The following is a 15,435-nucleotide window of genomic DNA, read 5'->3' as shown; positions in this document are numbered from 1 at the left end:
CCCCGAAACCCTCGCCAGCGGTGGTTCCCGTTGGGCAACGGGAACCACCGCGCAGCGCGGGTTTCGTTCCGGACAACCAGCGGTTCCTAAGCTTGGGCTGTGGACTTCGAGCTGTCGACTGATCAGGTCGCGTTGCGGGACGCGGCACGCGACCTCCTCGGCACGCTCGCGACGAGCGAGCGCGTCCGTCAGGTCGTCGAGGACGGTTCTGGTCTCGACCACCAGCTGTGGCAGCAGGTCGCGGCCCAGGGGTGGCTCGCGATCGCGGTCCCAGAGGAGAGCGGTGGGCTGGGTCTGGGTGCCGTTGAGCTGGCGGTGCTCGCCGAGCAGGTCGGCCGGCACGTCGCCCCGATCCCGTTCACCTCGACGGCGGCCGCAGCGGTCGTCGCGGCCGAGGTGGGGGCCCTGCGGCCGTGGCACGACGACCTCATCGCCGGCGCCACCTCCGCCAGCCTCGCCTACGCCGAGGAGCTGGCCGTCGACGCCCCGCACGCGACGCTGGCGCTGCACGTCACCGACGATCACGTGACCGCGGTCGACCTGCGCGACGGGGCGCCGCAGGCCGAGCCGGCGATGGACCTGACCCGCCAGGTCGCCTGGCTCGACCTATCCCTCGGGGGGCAGATCGCCGGAGCCGACCGCGCCCGACGCCTCCTCGACCTCGTCGCGACGCTGCACGCGGCGGAGCTGCTGGGCACCGCCGATCGCTGCCTCGAGATGGCCACCGACTACGCCAAGGTGCGCGAGCAGTTCGGCCGACCCATCGGCAGCTTCCAGGCCGTCAAGCACCGGCTCGCCGACATGCTCGTCGACGTCGAGGGCATGCGCTCGGCCGCCTACTACGCGGCTTGGGCGGTCGCGACCGACGCCCCCGACCGCTCTCTGGCCGCGTCCGTCGCGAAATCGTGGTGCGGGGACGCGGCTCGCCGGGTGACCGCCGGGGCGCTGCAGGTCCACGGCGGCGTCGGCTTCACCTGGGAGCACGACCTGCACCTGTACCTCAAGCGCGCACAGTTGACGTCGCGGCTCTTCGGCGACGCCACGCTGCACCGGCGCCGCGTCACCCGGCTGCTGCGCGAACGGGTGGAGGCGGGCGCCGACCTCTGGTGAGCGGCCGTGGCAAGCTCTCCCGGTTGGCCGGGCGGAGGTGGGTGGTGCGCACCTGGAGTGGGATGGTGGAGCTGTGCGACGGGGACACGGCGCTCGGTCCGGTACACGCGGATCTGTGCGCGGAACCCGTCGGCGACCGTGACGAGTGGTGGGGCGAGTTGCGCGGGGCGGCCAGGTTCGGTCTGGCGGAGGACGCCGACCTGAAGCTGCGCCTCCCCGACGGCAGCGAGGGTTCGGCCCGTTACGCCGGCACGGATCCCACCGACGTCTACCACCGCATCGAGATCACCGGCCGGGGCGCTCCCCCCTTCTAGTAACTTGCGACGCTGCATCCGCATCGTCGCTGGGGCGTTCCCACGGGGCCCGCCGCGGAGAGCGCGGTCTCCGCGGCTCGCGGTTCTCACTCGGGGCGTTCGCGAGCACGATCCGGGCGGTCGCGTTCGTCAGGTGGTCCGGAGCGTGGGGTCTCTCGAGGTTCGGCATCCGCGTCCTGGGTCACGGTCACGGGGCAGGCGGCGAGGGCGTTGTCGGCGTCGACGATGCCGTAGCCGTAAGCCGGGTCCCAGGCCCCCCGTTGACCGGTCACGGGGTTGCGGGCCGTCGAGGTGATCGCGCTCACGGCGGCGTCACCGGCACAGCCGGTGGCTGTAAGCATCGCGGCGACGCCGGCCACGTGCGGTGCGGCCATCGAGGTCCCGGCGAACTCGTCGTACGTGTCGGGGTAGCTGCACGCCCCGCCCTCACCGGCCGGGACCGTGGACACGATGTCTTCGCCGCACAGCGGCAGCCCCGAGCCGCCGGGGGCGGACACCGCGAGCAGATCGGGCTTGATCGCCTGGTTGGCGTAGAAGGCCTTCGCCTCGCGCTGATCGGTCGCGGTCACGCACACCGCCCCGTCGTTGAACGCCGGCGACGCGCACAGCGGGAACGACTCGTTCCCGGCGGCCACCACGACCACCACCCCGCGCGATGTCGCGTACGCGATGGCATCCCGCACATCGGAGACCAGGCCGGTCATCTCGAGCACCTGGACACCCGGGAGCGCACCCAGGCTGAGGTTGATCACGTCGGCGCCGTTGTCGGTGGACCACCGCACCCCCCGCGCGATGTCCTCGAACGAACCCGAGCCGTTCTCGTCGAGCACGCGTACCGCCAGGATCGTCGCGTCGGGCGCGACCCCCTTGATCCCGACACCGTTGTCGGTGACCGCCGCCGCGATCCCGGCCACGTGCGTGCCGTGCGGGTGTCCTGGCTCGCCGCCGCTCTCCCAGTCTCCGTTGCCACAGCCGCTATCGCCGCAGTCGAGGAAGGTGTTGCCGGCGACGGCGTTGGCGGCGAGGTCCTCGTGGTCGAGGTCGACGCCGGAGTCCACGATCGCGACGACCGCCCCGTCGCCGGTCGACGTCGGCCACGCCTCTGGTGCGTCCACCTGCTGGGGGCCCCACTGCTCGGCCCAGAGCGGGTCGGTGGCGGCACTCGCGGCCGGACCGATCGCGAGGAACAGCGCGACCGTGAGCGCGGTGGCGATCATCGGGCGACGGATGTGCGACATGGCGTGCTCCCTGGATGTTGAGTCCAGGTTGGGTGAGCCCAGACGTCCCGACCGGCAGTGCCACGATCGTCCGACCCCCTCCGTCGGCTCGGGCGGCCGAAGGACCGGGCCCGAACGGGAGGCACACCAGCGATCTGGCGCCCACGGCGTCGCTCACCGCGCTGCAAGCAACTCGCTCAAGGCACGCCGGTCGGGCTTGCCGGCGTCGAGGCGAGGCACGATGTCGAGCCGCACCACCCGCTCAGGGGTCTTGAAACGCGCGAGCCCAGCCGCCTCACACGCTCGGGTGATCGTGTCCAGACCGACGTCGGTCTCCGCCTCGATGACCAGGCCGATGCGCTGGCCGAGCCGCTGGTCGGGGTAGCCCACCACGATCGCCTGGCGGACTCCGGGGATACAGGCGCACACCGCCTCGACCTCGCCCGGGCTGATGTTCTCGCCGCCCCGCACGATCGTGTCGTCGGCTCGGCCGAGGATCGTCACCCACTCGTCGTCGAGCCGGGCGAGGTCGCCGGTGTCGTACCAGCCCTCCTCGTCGATCGGTGCCGCGGCGTCGAGGTAGCCCACGAACAGTTCCGGCCCGCGGACCTGCAGCCGCCCCGCCCCCTCCCGACCTCCCGCGACGCGCAGCTCGGCCGCACCCACGGGGCGTCCGTCGGTGTCGCGCGCACGGTCGAGCGGATCGTCGGCGTGGCTCGTCGTGACGGTCGGCGCCTCGGTCGAGCCGTACGTGCGCTTGACGACCGCACCGAGCCGCTCGCGTGCCTCCTCCACGAACGCGGGCGTGACACCCGCCCCGCCGCACGACACGAGCCTCAGCGGCGCGACCCGACCCGGTGAGAACGCGTCCGCGGCCATGAGGTCGATGAAGAACGTCGGAGGCCCGATCATGAACGTGACGCGCTGGGACGAGATGAGCTCGAGCGCGCGGTCGGGGTCCCACCGATCCTCCACCACCGTGGTCAACCCACCCGCCCCCGGTATGAGCACGCCGTTAAGCAGGCCCGAGATGTGCGACAGCGGGGCGGGCATCAGGATGGCGTCGGTCGTGTCGAGTCCGTGCGCCCCGACCATCGCCCGTGCCTTGTACGCCAGTCCGCGGTGGGTGTGCCGCACGAGCTTGGGCACCCCTGACGAGCCCGAGGTCGCCAGGATCACCGCGTCGTTCGGCGGGGCCGGGGCGCTGTCCCGGCTCCGAGATGGGTGGCCCCGTGGCGCGCCGTCCAACAGCGCCCCGAAGCCGTCGCCCTCTCCGCGGACCTCGATCGCGTCGTCGGGTGGGCCGAGGTCGGATGCCACGAGGGTCACGCGCGGCCGCACGCGGTCGACGATCACCTGCCGCGTCACCGGCCCGACCCGGTGGTGGATCGGCACGGCTACCGCCCCGATGCGCCAGCAGGCGCGGTAGAGCACGACCGCCTCCCACCAGTTGGGGAGCTGCCACGCGACGCGGTCGCCGAGTCGCACGCCCCGTGTGCTCAGACCGGCTGCGACCAGGCCGACACGGCGGTCCACCTCGTCGGGATCGAGGATGGTGTCGCCGTCCACGACGCCGGACCGCGGCAGCCGCGACAGCGGCGGGACGTCCCAGGGTCCGCCGGGGCGGTCGTAGTCGGGGCGCGGCATCGGGTCTCGTGGGGCGGTGGTCGGCGTGTCAGTGTGCCGGGTACATCAGTGCAGGATGTCACGCCAGGCGGGTCCGGACGGACGGCGCCCCGCCGCCACCCGTGAGCCGACGTAGTTGCGCTGGACCTCCACGGTGCCGGCGCCGATGTTGAGCCCGCGGATGTCGCGGTAGATGCGCTCGACCGGATACTCGCGCGAGTAGCCGTACCCGCCGAGCAGCTGGATGGTCTCGTCGCACACGTACTTGGCGGCGAGGTTGGCCTTGGTCTTCGCCATCCCGGTCTCGAGCGCCGGCGGTGTCCCGTGCGGCCCTGCCAGCGCGACCGCGCGATACAGCAGCAGGCGTGCGGACTCCAACTCGGTGGCCATGTCCGCGAACTTCCACTGCAGACCCTGGATGTCGCGGAGGCGGCGGCCGCCGATCACCCGGTCGTTGGCGTAGGTCACGGCATGCTCGAGCGCGCCGTGCGCCGCGCCGATGCACATCGCCGCGTTGCCGCAACGCTCGTGGTTGAGGTGGTCGAGCAGGGTCCGGAACGCGGACTCGTCGTCGCCGTGCACGATGACATCCTCGGGGCTGACGGCGACGCCGTCGAACGCGAGCTCGGCCTCGGTCACGCCCCGCAGGCCCATCTTCCTGTGGGTGCCCGTGACCGACACACCGTCGGCGTGCAGGTCGACGACGATCGAGCCGATCCCGCGTGGACCCTCGCTGCCCGGGAAGCGGGTCCACACCAGACACGCGTCGGCCTTGTGCCCCCCGGTGACGTAGTTCTTGTAGGCGTCGAGGATCCACCCGTTGCGGTCGGGGGTCAGCGTGGCACGCATCTCCATGACCGCGGAGCCGGCGTCTGCCTCGGTGATGCCGAGACAGAACAGCGACTCGCCGCTGGCGGCTCGGGGGAGCCAGTGCTCCTTGGCCGTGTCCGTGCCGAGGTGCTCGATGGCGCGCGGGGCGCCGTTGTAGATGAGCTGGAGGAGGATGGCGCTGGAGACGTCGGCGCGGGCCAGCTCCTCGAGCACGATGGCCGCCTCGATATCGCCGAGACCCGCCCCGCCGTACTCCTCGCCGATGGTGATGGCGGGCAGGCCCGCCTGGGTGAACGCGGCCCAGGCCTCGTCGGGGAAGCGCTCCTGCTCGTCCCACTCAGCGGCACGGGGCGCGAGCTCCTTCTCGGCGACCTCCCGGGCGAGCGCGCGCAGTGCTGCCTGGTCCTCGCTATCTGCGAGCAGGTCCTGCCCCGCCTCCACGTGCTGCCTGACGCCGCCGTCAGGTCGGAGTGTACGGTCGGGCCTGGCGGACGTGGTCAACGGCAGTGGGTGCAGATGGACCCGGACGGCGGGTCCGGATGCACACGCTCGGTCGGGGCGCACGCCAGTGGGTGCAGGTGGACCCGGGAGGCGGGTCCGGAGGCACACGCTGTAGGGTGACAGGCATGTCAGGATCGCGGACGGTGCCGGCACCGGGAGAGGCCGCGCTGCCCGCGGCGAGCGTCGGGGCGCTGCTCGAGCGCAACGCCAGCGAGGTGGGCGGCCGCCCGTTCGTCCGCTTCGACCAGGTCACCTGGACGCACGCGACCTACCTCGACGAGTCCCGTCGCTGGGGCAACGTGCTCGCGTCGCTGCGCCCCGACGAGGGCCCGTTCCACGTCGGCGTGCTGATGCAGAACGTCCCCGACTACCTCGCCATCCTCGGCGGGGCGGCGCTGGTCGGGGCGACCGTGGTCGGGCTCAACCCGACGCGGCAGGGCGAGCAACTCGTCCGAGACGCCCGCCACACGGACGTGGGCATCGTCGTGGCCCAGTCCGCGACCGCCCCGCTCGCCGAGCCCCTGGTCGATGGCCTTGACGCGCCCGTCGGTCGCTACCTCACGGTGACCCGCTGGGATGCGTCCGGGGACGTGCTCGGCACACCCGCTGAGGAGGCGCTCGACGACGCGGGTATGACGCTGATCGACCGCGACGTCGACATCGCCACACCCTGGTGCCTGATCTTCACCTCCGGGACGACCTCTGACCCCAAGGCGGTCATCTGCTCGCAGCGACGGATGCTGCAGACCGGTGAGCGGATGCGCCTGCTCCTCGGGGTCGAACCCGACGACGTGGGCTACATCTCGATGCCGCTGTTCCACTCCAACTCGCTCATGGTCGGGTTCATGCCGGCGCTCGTAGCCGGGGCGGCGGTCGGCCTCGCGCGCCGGTTCACCGCGTCGCGTTTCCTCGATGACGTGCGCCGCTACGGCGCCACCTGGTTCAACTACACCGGCAAGCCGTTGAGCTACATCCTCGCGACCGTCGAGCGCCCCGACGACGCCGACAACCCGCTCTGTCGAGCACTCGGCAACGAGGGCTCGCCGGAGGCGGTCGCGCGTTTCGCGGAGCGGTTCGGCGTCGAGGTCACCGACCTGTTCGGACCGACCGAGGGTGCCATCGGTCTGGTGCCCGACGAGGACACGCCCCGTGGGGCGCTGGGACGTGCGACCCACGACATCAGGGTCGTGGACGACGATGGCAACGACCTGACGCGAGCACGGCTCGACGAGACGGGACGGCTGCTGAACCCCGAGGAATGCGTCGGCGAGATCGTCAACACCGCCGGCGGCGGGCCGTTCGAGGGTTACTACGGCAGCGACGATGCCACCGCCGCCGCGACCCGGTTCGGCTGGTACTGGACCGGCGACCTCGGCTACATCGACGCCGACGGGTTCCTCTACTTCGCGGGGCGCGCCGACGACTGGGTGCGAGTCGACGGCGAGAACTTCCCCACCGGTCCGGTCGAGCAGGCGATCGGACGTCATCCGGACGTGGTCGTCGTGGCGGCGTACGGGGTACCGGACGCCGAAGCCGGCGACCAGCTCATGGTCGCGCTCGTTCTGCGCGACGACGCGACGTTCGATCCCGGGGCGTTCGCGGCGTGGCTCGACGGTCAGCCCGACCTGCCGCCGAAGTGGCGGCCCCGCTACCTCCGTCTCGCGCGCGAGCTGCCGCAGACCGCCACCACCAAGGTGATCACCCGCATCCTGAAGACCCAGAAGTGGCGTTCGGACCTGGTCGGGGACGACGAGGTGTGGATCCGCGAGCGGGGCGCCGATGCGTTCCGTCCCTTCACGACGGCCGACGAGGGCGACCTCCGCGTCGCGCTCGAGCAGCACGGTCGTGATCGCTTCTGGGAGCTGTAGTGGGAGCGAACCTGTGCGTATGCGCCCCAGTTCGCTCCCACTCCGTGGAGGGCCGCTGAGGTGGATCTGTCGTTCACCGCCGAGCAGGAGGCGTTCGCGGCGGAGGCGGCCACGTGGCTCGACGCCAAGTACACCCCGCCGCCCCCTTTCGAGCACGACGCCGAGGCGGTGGCCTGGGGACGGCGGTGGCAGGCCCGGCTCGCCGCCGACCGTTGGGTGGGCATCGACTGGCCCGAGGAGTACGGGGGTCGGGGCGCGACACCGGTCGAGGTCGCTCTGTTCAACCTCGCCTACGCCCGCACCGGCGCCCCGCAGCCCGTGAACCGGGTGGGGCTGTCCCACGCCGGTCCCACGCTGCTCGCGCACGGCACCGACGCGCAGAAGCAGCGTTTCCTCCCCGCGATCCTCACGGCGGAGGAGATCTGGTGTCAGCTGTTCTCCGAGCCCGACGCCGGTAGCGACCTCGCGGCGCTGCGCACCCGCGCCGAGCGGATCGAGGGTGGTTGGTCGCTCACGGGCCAGAAGGTGTGGACGTCCTACGCCACCGTCGCGCGCTGGGGCATCTGCCTCGCCCGCACGGACCCCGACACCGCCCCCAGCCCCAGCGGGGCACCCGGCGCGCGCAAGCACGCCGGCATCAGCTACCTCATCGTGGATATGGAGGCGGACGGCATCGAGGTGCGGCCGCTGCGACAGCTCACCGGGGAGGCCGAGTTCAGCGAGGTGTTCCTCGAGTCAGCGTTCGTGCCCGACGACCACGTCGTCGGCGCGGTCGACGACGGTTGGTCGGTGGCCGCCACCACGCTGGCCTACGAGCGGGGCGTGAACTTCCCTTTCAAGGAGCAGGTCGTCCACGAGGTCCACTTCGATCGGCTGTTCCGAGCGGCCGCGGAGGACGGGCGGCTCGACGACCTGCTCGTCGCCGAGGACCTCGGGCAGGTCTACACCGAGCTGCGCCTGCTCGCCCTCGCGAACCTGCGGACCATGACTCGCCTCAGCCGCGGCGAGACCCCTGGCGCGGAGTCGAGCCGGGTCAAGCTGGCCTGGACCACGCTCACCCAGCACCTGTCCGCGCTCGCGGTCGAGCTGTTCCCCGACGACGAGGCGTGGCAGCGCCAGTGGTTGTGGTCCCGGGCCGCCTCCATCGCCGGCGGCACGTCCGAGATCCAGCGCACGATCCTCGCCGACCGCCTCCTCGGCCTGCCCCGCTAGCCGCGACTCCCGAGGTGTTGCGCGATCCCCTCGACGTCGAGATCGCCGACCGCCGCCGCCATGACCAGGTCGAACGCCTCGTCGGCGGTCAGCTCGACGGTGGCACCGTTGAGATCGAGGAAGACGGTCGTGGCCAACCACGCCAACCGTTTGTTGCCATCCACCAGCGCGTGGTTCTTCACGAGCGAATGCAGGAGAGCGGTCGCCTTGAGTTCGAGCGTGGGATACGCGTCCTCACCGAACGCGGTCGACCGCGGGCGGGCGACCGCCGCGTCGAGGAGCCCGACGTCCCGGACCCGTCCGAGCCCCGCCCGCCGCACCATCAGGAGCAGATCCTCGAGGTCGAGGTACTCGACCTCGGTCACACCGAGCCGAGGCGGTCGAGCACATCGCTCCAGCGGTCGAGCATCCGGTCGGTCGCCTCGCCGACCCGCTGGGCGTGTCCGGCGCGTTCGTAGCGTTCGAGCACAGCTCGGCGGATGATCTCCTGCTTGGAGAGGCCTTCGGCCTCGGCGAGCTTGTCGAGCGCGTGCTCGAGTTCGTCATCGGTGCGGAGCGTCATAGCCATGACGCTATGGTACCGAAGTGGTACCACGCGTCAAACGGGCCTCGTCGAGGAGGCGGAGGACCTCCTCCACGACGACGTCGGGGTGCTCGATGGGCAGCACGTGGCTGCCGTCGGCGACCTCGACCATGCGGCCGTGCGGGGCGCGCTCCGCGAGGCGACGCAGGATGCGGGTCGGCGTCGCCCAGTCGCTGCCTCCGGCGATCGTCACGACCGGGACGTCGTAGTGCTCGTGGAGGTCCTCCGAGGTGTGCTCCTGCATGCCCCGCATCATGCGCGTGATCACTCCCATGTCGAGGCGAGCGAGGTGGTCGAACCACTGGCGCATGTCGTCGCGGGGCGCGTGTGGGCCGATGAGTCGGATGGCGCGAGCCCCCCAGTACGCCATCGGTGAGCGCATCGCCGCGCGCGTCAGCGCCGGCAGTCCCGGGAGCTTGGTGGTGGCGTGGAGGACGTCGAAGACCTTCACGCCGGGGTTGAACGGCCCGAACCGCATGATCGGGTGGCCGTAGGTACCCGCCACGCAGACGATGCCCGCGGCGAGATCGGGGAGGTGGCGGGGCGTCTCGGTCGCGATCTGAACGCCGTAGCTGTGCCCGACGAGCACCGCGCGCTTGATGCCCCTCTCCCGGGTGACCACCTCGAGGTCACGCACGACGTCGACGACTCGGTACGCGTCCGGGTCGGCGGGCGGGTCGCTGCGCCCGTGGCCGCGGTAGTGCCAGCGCAGCAGCGGGGCGCGTTCGGCCAGCGGGCCCCAGACGTGGTTCCAGTAGCTGTGGTCACACGAGATGCCGTTGCAGAGCACCACCGCGATCTCGCTGGCTCGGACTGTGCGCGCCTTCGTGATCTTGTCGGCTGGCGCATCGAGTCGCCACGCGACACGGGTGCCATCGAACGATGTGACGTGCTGCCAGCGGTCGGGCACGGTGGACTCCGGGCGACAGGAGGGGTGAGGCTAACCGTGCCCTCACTCGGTCGTGCTAACGGCCTGCGGCCTCCTTGAGCACACTCGGTCGTGCTAACGGCCTGCGGCCTCCTTGAGCACACTCGGTCGTGCTAACGGCCTCCGGCCTCCTTGAGCACACTCGGTCGTGCTAACGGCCTGCGGCCTGCTTGAGCACACTCGGTCGTGCTACCGGCCTGCGGCCCCTTGAGCACTCACTCGGCCGTGATCGTCGTGACCACCGCGACCAGCGGGGCGAACTGCGCCCCGTCGTACGCGACGAACTCGGCCGTGACCCGGTGTGCCCCGGCCGTCAGCATCGTGGTGAAGGTCACCTCGCGGCACGGCGCAGCGACGCTGCAGCGATCCTCATCGGAGGTGGTGACGGGACGGTTGTCGACGAAGAGACGCACGTGGCCCAAGCCCTGGGGATCGTCGGGAGGAGGGATCGGCTGGCTGCCGATGCGCGGCCCGATGCTGCCGCCCGTCACGGTGAACGTGAACTCGACCTGGCCAGCGGGAACCGTGCCACCCGGCTCCGGGGAGGCGAGCGACAACACCGCATCGCCCGGATCCGGTAACCGCGCCTTCTGCGGCTCCTCAGGTGGGTGCACCTCGGCGTTGAGCGTGCCCCCCCACAGCATCGTCGGGATCGCGGCCAGGGCCGCGAAGGTCACCGCGACGGACCAGTTGCGCCGCAGCCCGAACCGATCGATCGAGGCGACGAGCGCCAGCGCGAGCAACGTCAGGCCGCCCGCGATCATCGCGTAGCCGACCCAGTCGGACAGCACGGTCTGTGCCGTGGTCGCCAGCGATCCGGCGACCAGCGCGAGCGCTAGAGGTGTGATGAGGTCGCCCGCAGAGTCGAGCTCGACCCGTCCGATCACGACCAGCACGAAGACCACGCCCACACCCAGAGCGAGGCCGGTCACGACGGCTTGCCACGCCGCCCCGGCCCCGCCGTGGGCGAGCGGCGCGAGCGGGGCGAACGAGAAGGCAGGGACGAGCAGGGGCATCGCCGGAACGTAGCGAGGCCGCTCCTCGTTGAGGGGAGCGCTCGTCGCTAGACGGCGTCGGCCATGGGTGCTGCCGTGAACGGCGGTGGTGGCAGGGGCGCGTAGCATCGGGCCTCCGCGCCGAGTTGAGAGGTGAACCGCGGGTGCGTGCACTCCGCCGCGTCGTCGTAGCGTTGCTCCTCGGAGTCGCCGTGCTCCTGGTCGGGGCGGCTTCAGCGTCCGGGCACGCCATCCTGCGCAGCACGGACCCGGCGGACGGCGAGGTGGTCGCGGAGGCGCCGGACGAACTGGCGCTGAGCTTCAACGAGGACGTGAGCGTCCCGACCGGCGGACTGCGGCTGTTCGACCGCGACGGTGAACGCGTGCCGCTCGGTCAGGTCGTGGCCACCGGTGCCACCGTCTCGGCCGACCTGTCCGAGGATCTCCCCGACGGCACCTACATCGTGACGTGGCGGGCTACGTCCGCCGACAGCCACCCGCTCAAAGGCGCGTTCGTCTTCACGATCGGTGCTGCAGGTCCGGTCGACGGATCGCTGTTGTCCGATCTGTTCGCGGGCGACCGTGACCGAGGCGTGGCCGTCCTCGCGACGCTGTCTCGCGGCCTGAACTACGCCGCGACGCTGTTCGTCGCCGGTGTGGCCGCCTTCCTCGTCCTGGCCACTCGCCGCGCGTTCGAGGACCGCCACCGCCTGTCGAGGCTGCTGCGGCTCGGTGGGTGGATGGCGATCGGGTTGGCGCTCGTCGCCGTGCCCCTGCAGAGTGCGTTGGAGACCGGTCTGGGTGTGTCGGTCCTCACCAACGCATCGGCGCTGGGGGATGCGGTCGGGTCGTGGTACGGGGCCAGCATCCTCGTGCGTGTCGTTGCGCTGGTGGCGCTGCTGCTGCTCGCCCGGTCGCGGCTCGGCGTCGCCGCCCTCGTGGTGGCGGTCGTGGCAGCCCTGTCGTTCGTGCTCGAGGGCCACACCCTGACCACCGACCCGCAGTGGGTGGTCGTGATCGCCGATGTCGTCCATCTCATGGCGGGAGCGGTGTGGTTCGGTGGCCTGGTGGCGTTGGCGATCGTGCTGCGGCAACGAGGTCCCGAGTCCGATCCGGTGGTGTCGGCCGGGCTGCTCAAGCGCTTCTCGGACCTCGCGACCGGGTCCTTGGTCGGCGTGGTCGCCGCCGGCGTCGCGCTGGCGTGGGTGGAGGTGCGCGCGCTGCGTGCGCTGACCTCGACCACCTACGGCCGTGTCCTGATCGTCAAGCTCGCGGTGGCCGCGCTGGTGATCGCCCTCGGGGCGTACAACAACCGTCGGCTCGTGCCTTCGATCGCCGCGGTGGTCGGTGATCAGGTGGCGGTTCCGGCGGGTGGCAGCGGGGACGCCGGCCACCGCGACGCGACTCACGCAGCCGGGTGGCGAACGCTCCGCCGCACCGTCCGGCTCGAGGTGGCCGGCTTGGCGCTCGTGCTGCTGGTCACCGGCGTCCTCGTGAACCTGCAACCCGCCGCCGAGGCGGCGGGGATCGGCGGGGCGTTCTCGGTCTACGAACCGGTCGGTCAGGGCTACGAGGTCAACCTGGTGGTGGATCCGAACCGCGCCGGCACGAACCAGATCCACCTCTACCTGCTGGACGCGACCGGACGCCCCGTCGGCGATGCCGAGGGAGTCACGCTGATGCTGCGACTGCCCATACGCGACATCGGTCCCATCGAGCGGACCCCACCGTCCGCGGGACCAGGGCACTGGGTTCTCACCGGCAACGAACTCTCGATCGCCGGCGCGTGGGAGATCGTGCTCCGGGTGCACCTCGGTCCTGAGGGCGATCTCGCCGCGACCATCCCGGTCGTCGTCAACCCGTGAACCGCGTCCGAGGAGCCAGCTCGATCCCCGTCGCCCGCCCCGTGCTCGCCGTCGTCCTCGGGGCGCTGCTCGTGCTCGGAGCACCGACGCCGGTGTTCGCGGACGCCGCCGGCCCCACGAACTACCGCTCACGCGTGCTGGACATCGAACCGGACGCCGACGGCATCGACGTCGAGGTGCTCGGCGGCGACTCGTTCCTGCGCGTCTCCGCGCGCCCCGGCGTCGAGGTGGTCATCCTCGGCTACGGCGACGGAGGGCGGAACGAGGAGCCGTACGTCCGCATCGAGGCCGACGGCACCGTGCTGGTCAACGTGCGCTCGCCGGCGTACTACCTCAACGACTCGCGCTTCCTCGACGCGGGAACCATCGCCCCGCCCGGTGCCGCCGTCGATGCCGAGCCGGCGTTCGAGGTCATCGGCGAGGGCGCCAGCCACGCCTGGCACGACCACCGCATCCACTGGATGTCGCCTGAGCCTCCGCAGTCGGTGCACGCCGCCGACGGCGGACCGGTCGTGGTGTTCGAGCGCTGGGAGGTGCCGCTGATCGTCGATGGGGAGCCCCTGACTGTCGCGGGCGAGCTGGTGTGGCTGCCTGACGAAGCCCCCATCGTGCCGTCGCTGGTCCTGCTGGTCGCGGGCGCCGCCGCTCTCGCACTGCTCGTGCGTGGCGGGGCGCGCCCCGACCTCGTGCTCGCTGCCGGCGCCGCTGTGGCCGTGGCCGCGGCGATCGGCGGCTACCTCGGTGCCGAGGTCGACCGGTCCGTCGCGACCACCCATCTCATCGTCGCAGCAGCGGCCGCACTCCTGGGCGTGCTTGCCGTGATGCTGCGGGGGAGCCGTCCGAAGGACGCGCGCCTGCTCGCCGGTCTGGCCGGGCTCGCCACGCTCGCCTACGCGCTGCAGAACCTGGGCGTGCTGACCGCCCCGGTGCTGCCGTTCGCGTTCCCAGACGTCGTCACGCGGGTGCTGGTCGCGGGTGCGATCGGGCTGGCCGTGGCGGGGCTGGTGGATCTGGTGCGGCGAGGGCGGGCGTCCGAACCCACAGAAGCAGCGCCGCCAGCGCCGCCCACGTGAACACCTCCACGTCGGCGGTGAGCTGGATCGAGACGTGGAAGAGCACGGCGATCAGCACCGCGGCGGGCCGCGTCCGCGGGAACCACAGGCCGAGCCCGATGAACAGCTCGGTCAGCACGACCGCCTTGGCGCCCCACCACGTCGTCGTCGGATCGGCCAGCAGGTCCACCAGCGAGCGCGGGATACCGGCCGCGACGGCCTCCTCGGCGCCCCGCCCGATCCGGATGGCGAGCACGGTCCCGCCCCACCAGTCGGGGTCGATCAGCTTGCTGAACCCGCTGGCGAGGTAGACCGCCGCGACCTCGAACCGCAGCAGATCGACGATCCACGCACGCGTCGTCGTGCGCGGCTTCCGCCCGCGGCGACGTGCCCACCACGCGTCCACCGACCACGCGCCACCCAGCGGCAGGGCCGCCGCACCCACCAGCAGGATCAGCAGGAACGCTCGGTTGTTCGAGTAGTGCGTCTGGCTGATGAAGAGGTTGTACGCGACGACGCCGGCGGTCACGGCGGCGGCGGGGCGCGACAGCAGACCGACCGTGAGCAGGACCGCAGCGGCTGCGGCCAGCCACAGCAGCGCCACGTAGGCCGGCTCGGGCAGCTCGGGGTACCAGCTCGCGTAGGGGAGGTGGAACGTGTCGCGGTAGGTGGTGCCGCCGAGGCTATCCCGGAGGAACGGCGCGAGGTGCAGCAGCGCGATCGGACCAAGCGCCACGCGCAGCCACGCGAGGTGGCGGACATCGACGGTCGCGTCGATGCGTGTGCTCCAGCGGCGGACCCCCTCGGCGATCATCGCGTCCCGGTCGCGGTGGTGTCCGTCGGTGCCGTGACGCACCGTGGTCGTGCTACCGCTCCGCTACTTGAGCACCGTTCGTCGGATCGCACGAGGATGGTCCGGGGCGCGCCGCCGTTGTGCCACGTCGTCACGGTCGCCTCGAGGTAGCGGGTCTCGGTGTCGCGGGGTGTGTTCGCGGCGACCCAGTCGAGCGCCGCGCGGAACAGGTGGAGCGTCGAGTCCAGCCCGGCGGACGCGTGGTGGCGCACTTCGGGGCGGCCGAGCCCGTGGCCTCGGACGAGCTCGGACCAGTGATAGGTCCACCTGCCGTCGTCGATCGGGTGGCGCTCCCCGTCGGAGGTGACGCGGACGATGTCGGCGCGCCAGTCGCTCGACTCGGGGAACATCTGGAACCCGAAGGGGCGCTGCGGGGCGTGGTACGCGCGCACGATCAGCACCAGCTGCGCGGCGACGACCATGGCGGACACGACGCGACGCGCCCACCACCGCCCCGACCGTCCCGCCGTCACCATCGCC

15 protein-coding genes are annotated in these 15,435 nt (G+C 71.8%); 6 read left to right on the top strand and 9 right to left on the bottom strand.

The features are described from left to right. Positions 1-99: 99 nt before the first annotated feature. Together KY469_05220 and KY469_05215 are read left to right on the top strand one after the other, a co-directional pair. Positions 100-1,110, top strand: a complete 1,011-nt coding sequence (locus KY469_05220; protein ID MBW3662483.1) for an acyl-CoA dehydrogenase family protein — start codon at positions 100-102, stop codon at positions 1,108-1,110. Positions 1,111-1,154: 44 nt separating this feature from the next. Further along, positions 1,155-1,424 carry a hypothetical protein gene (locus KY469_05215; protein ID MBW3662482.1) on the top strand — a complete coding sequence of 90 codons (270 nt, stop codon included), beginning with the start codon at positions 1,155-1,157 and terminating at the stop codon, positions 1,422-1,424. 86 nt (positions 1,425-1,510) lie between these two features. On the opposite strand, the gene KY469_05210 is transcribed toward KY469_05215, so the two are convergent. The 3 genes from KY469_05210 to KY469_05200 all read right to left on the bottom strand — a co-directional run bounded on the left by KY469_05210 (position 1,511) and on the right by KY469_05200 (position 5,539). Then, positions 1,511-2,662 carry a S8 family serine peptidase gene (locus KY469_05210; protein MBW3662481.1) on the bottom strand — a complete coding sequence of 384 codons (1,152 nt, stop codon included), beginning with the start codon at positions 2,660-2,662 and terminating at the stop codon, positions 1,511-1,513. 153 nt (positions 2,663-2,815) lie between these two features. Continuing rightward, positions 2,816-4,288 carry an AMP-binding protein gene (locus KY469_05205; protein ID MBW3662480.1) on the bottom strand — a complete coding sequence of 491 codons (1,473 nt, stop codon included), beginning with the start codon at positions 4,286-4,288 and terminating at the stop codon, positions 2,816-2,818. Positions 4,289-4,333: 45 nt separating this feature from the next. Next, the gene (locus KY469_05200; GenBank protein MBW3662479.1) at positions 4,334-5,539 is read right to left on the bottom strand and encodes an acyl-CoA dehydrogenase family protein; all 1,206 of its coding nucleotides are present in this window, start codon (positions 5,537-5,539) and stop codon (positions 4,334-4,336) included. 203 nt (positions 5,540-5,742) lie between these two features. Between KY469_05200 and KY469_05195 the strand changes: the two genes are divergently transcribed. Both KY469_05195 and KY469_05190 read left to right on the top strand, forming a co-directional pair. Continuing rightward, positions 5,743-7,467 carry an AMP-binding protein gene (locus tag KY469_05195; protein ID MBW3662478.1) on the top strand — a complete coding sequence of 575 codons (1,725 nt, stop codon included), beginning with the start codon at positions 5,743-5,745 and terminating at the stop codon, positions 7,465-7,467. A 60-nt stretch (positions 7,468-7,527) separates the two neighbouring features. Further along, entirely contained in the window at positions 7,528-8,679 is a 1,152-nt protein-coding gene (locus tag KY469_05190) for an acyl-CoA dehydrogenase family protein (protein ID MBW3662477.1), read from the top strand. On the opposite strand, the gene KY469_05185 is transcribed toward KY469_05190, so the two are convergent. The 4 genes from KY469_05185 to KY469_05170 all read right to left on the bottom strand — a co-directional run bounded on the left by KY469_05185 (position 8,676) and on the right by KY469_05170 (position 11,206). After that, positions 8,676-9,044, bottom strand: coding sequence for a type II toxin-antitoxin system death-on-curing family toxin (locus tag KY469_05185; GenBank protein ID MBW3662476.1), 369 nt, complete (start codon positions 9,042-9,044; stop codon positions 8,676-8,678). The genes KY469_05190 and KY469_05185 overlap by 4 nt on opposite strands. Further along, on the bottom strand, positions 9,041-9,247 hold the full coding sequence (locus tag KY469_05180; GenBank protein MBW3662475.1) for a ribbon-helix-helix domain-containing protein: 207 nt from the start codon (positions 9,245-9,247) through the stop codon (positions 9,041-9,043). The genes KY469_05185 and KY469_05180 overlap by 4 nt, the downstream gene beginning before the upstream one ends. 4 nt (positions 9,248-9,251) lie before the next feature. Further along, the gene (locus KY469_05175; protein MBW3662474.1) at positions 9,252-10,172 is read right to left on the bottom strand and encodes an alpha/beta hydrolase; all 921 of its coding nucleotides are present in this window, start codon (positions 10,170-10,172) and stop codon (positions 9,252-9,254) included. A gap of 233 nt (positions 10,173-10,405) precedes the next feature. After that, positions 10,406-11,206, bottom strand: coding sequence for a hypothetical protein (locus tag KY469_05170; protein ID MBW3662473.1), 801 nt, complete (start codon positions 11,204-11,206; stop codon positions 10,406-10,408). A 143-nt stretch (positions 11,207-11,349) separates the two neighbouring features. Here KY469_05170 and KY469_05165 point away from each other — a divergent pair, with 143 nt between their 5' ends. After that, complete coding sequence (locus KY469_05165; GenBank protein ID MBW3662472.1) at positions 11,350-13,050, top strand: copper resistance protein CopC; 1,701 nt, start codon at positions 11,350-11,352, stop codon at positions 13,048-13,050. Further along, complete coding sequence (locus KY469_05160) at positions 13,047-14,123, top strand: hypothetical protein (GenBank protein MBW3662471.1); 1,077 nt, start codon at positions 13,047-13,049, stop codon at positions 14,121-14,123. Before KY469_05165 ends, KY469_05160 begins: the two co-directional genes overlap by 4 nt. Here KY469_05160 and KY469_05155 read toward each other — a convergent pair. After that, positions 14,005-14,958, bottom strand: a complete 954-nt coding sequence (locus KY469_05155; GenBank protein ID MBW3662470.1) for an HTTM domain-containing protein — start codon at positions 14,956-14,958, stop codon at positions 14,005-14,007. The genes KY469_05160 and KY469_05155 overlap by 119 nt on opposite strands. Then, positions 14,913-15,431, bottom strand: a complete 519-nt coding sequence (locus KY469_05150) for a hypothetical protein (protein ID MBW3662469.1) — start codon at positions 15,429-15,431, stop codon at positions 14,913-14,915. The genes KY469_05155 and KY469_05150 overlap by 46 nt, the downstream gene beginning before the upstream one ends. Positions 15,432-15,435: the final 4 nt, after the last annotated feature.

Source organism: Actinomycetota bacterium, assembly GCA_019347575.1.
In the GTDB taxonomy this organism is placed as follows: domain Bacteria; phylum Actinomycetota; class Nitriliruptoria; order Nitriliruptorales; family Nitriliruptoraceae; genus JAHWKY01.
Note: the sequence above shows the minus strand (reverse complement) of the source record. Positions and strands in the feature narration are given on the sequence as shown.

Bases quoted from the DNA above. Each gene is read 5' to 3' on its own strand.
- KY469_05150 (MBW3662469.1), bottom strand. From the start codon at position 15,431: ATGGTGACGGCGGGACGGTCGGGGCGGTGGTGGGCGCGTCGCGTCGTG.
- KY469_05205 (MBW3662480.1), bottom strand. From the start codon at position 4,288: ATGCCGCGCCCCGACTACGACCGCCCCGGCGGACCCTGGGACGTCCCG.
- KY469_05170 (MBW3662473.1), bottom strand. From the start codon at position 11,206: ATGCCCCTGCTCGTCCCTGCCTTCTCGTTCGCCCCGCTCGCGCCGCTC.
- KY469_05180 (MBW3662475.1), bottom strand. From the start codon at position 9,247: ATGGCTATGACGCTCCGCACCGATGACGAACTCGAGCACGCGCTCGAC.
- KY469_05210 (MBW3662481.1), bottom strand. From the start codon at position 2,662: ATGTCGCACATCCGTCGCCCGATGATCGCCACCGCGCTCACGGTCGCG.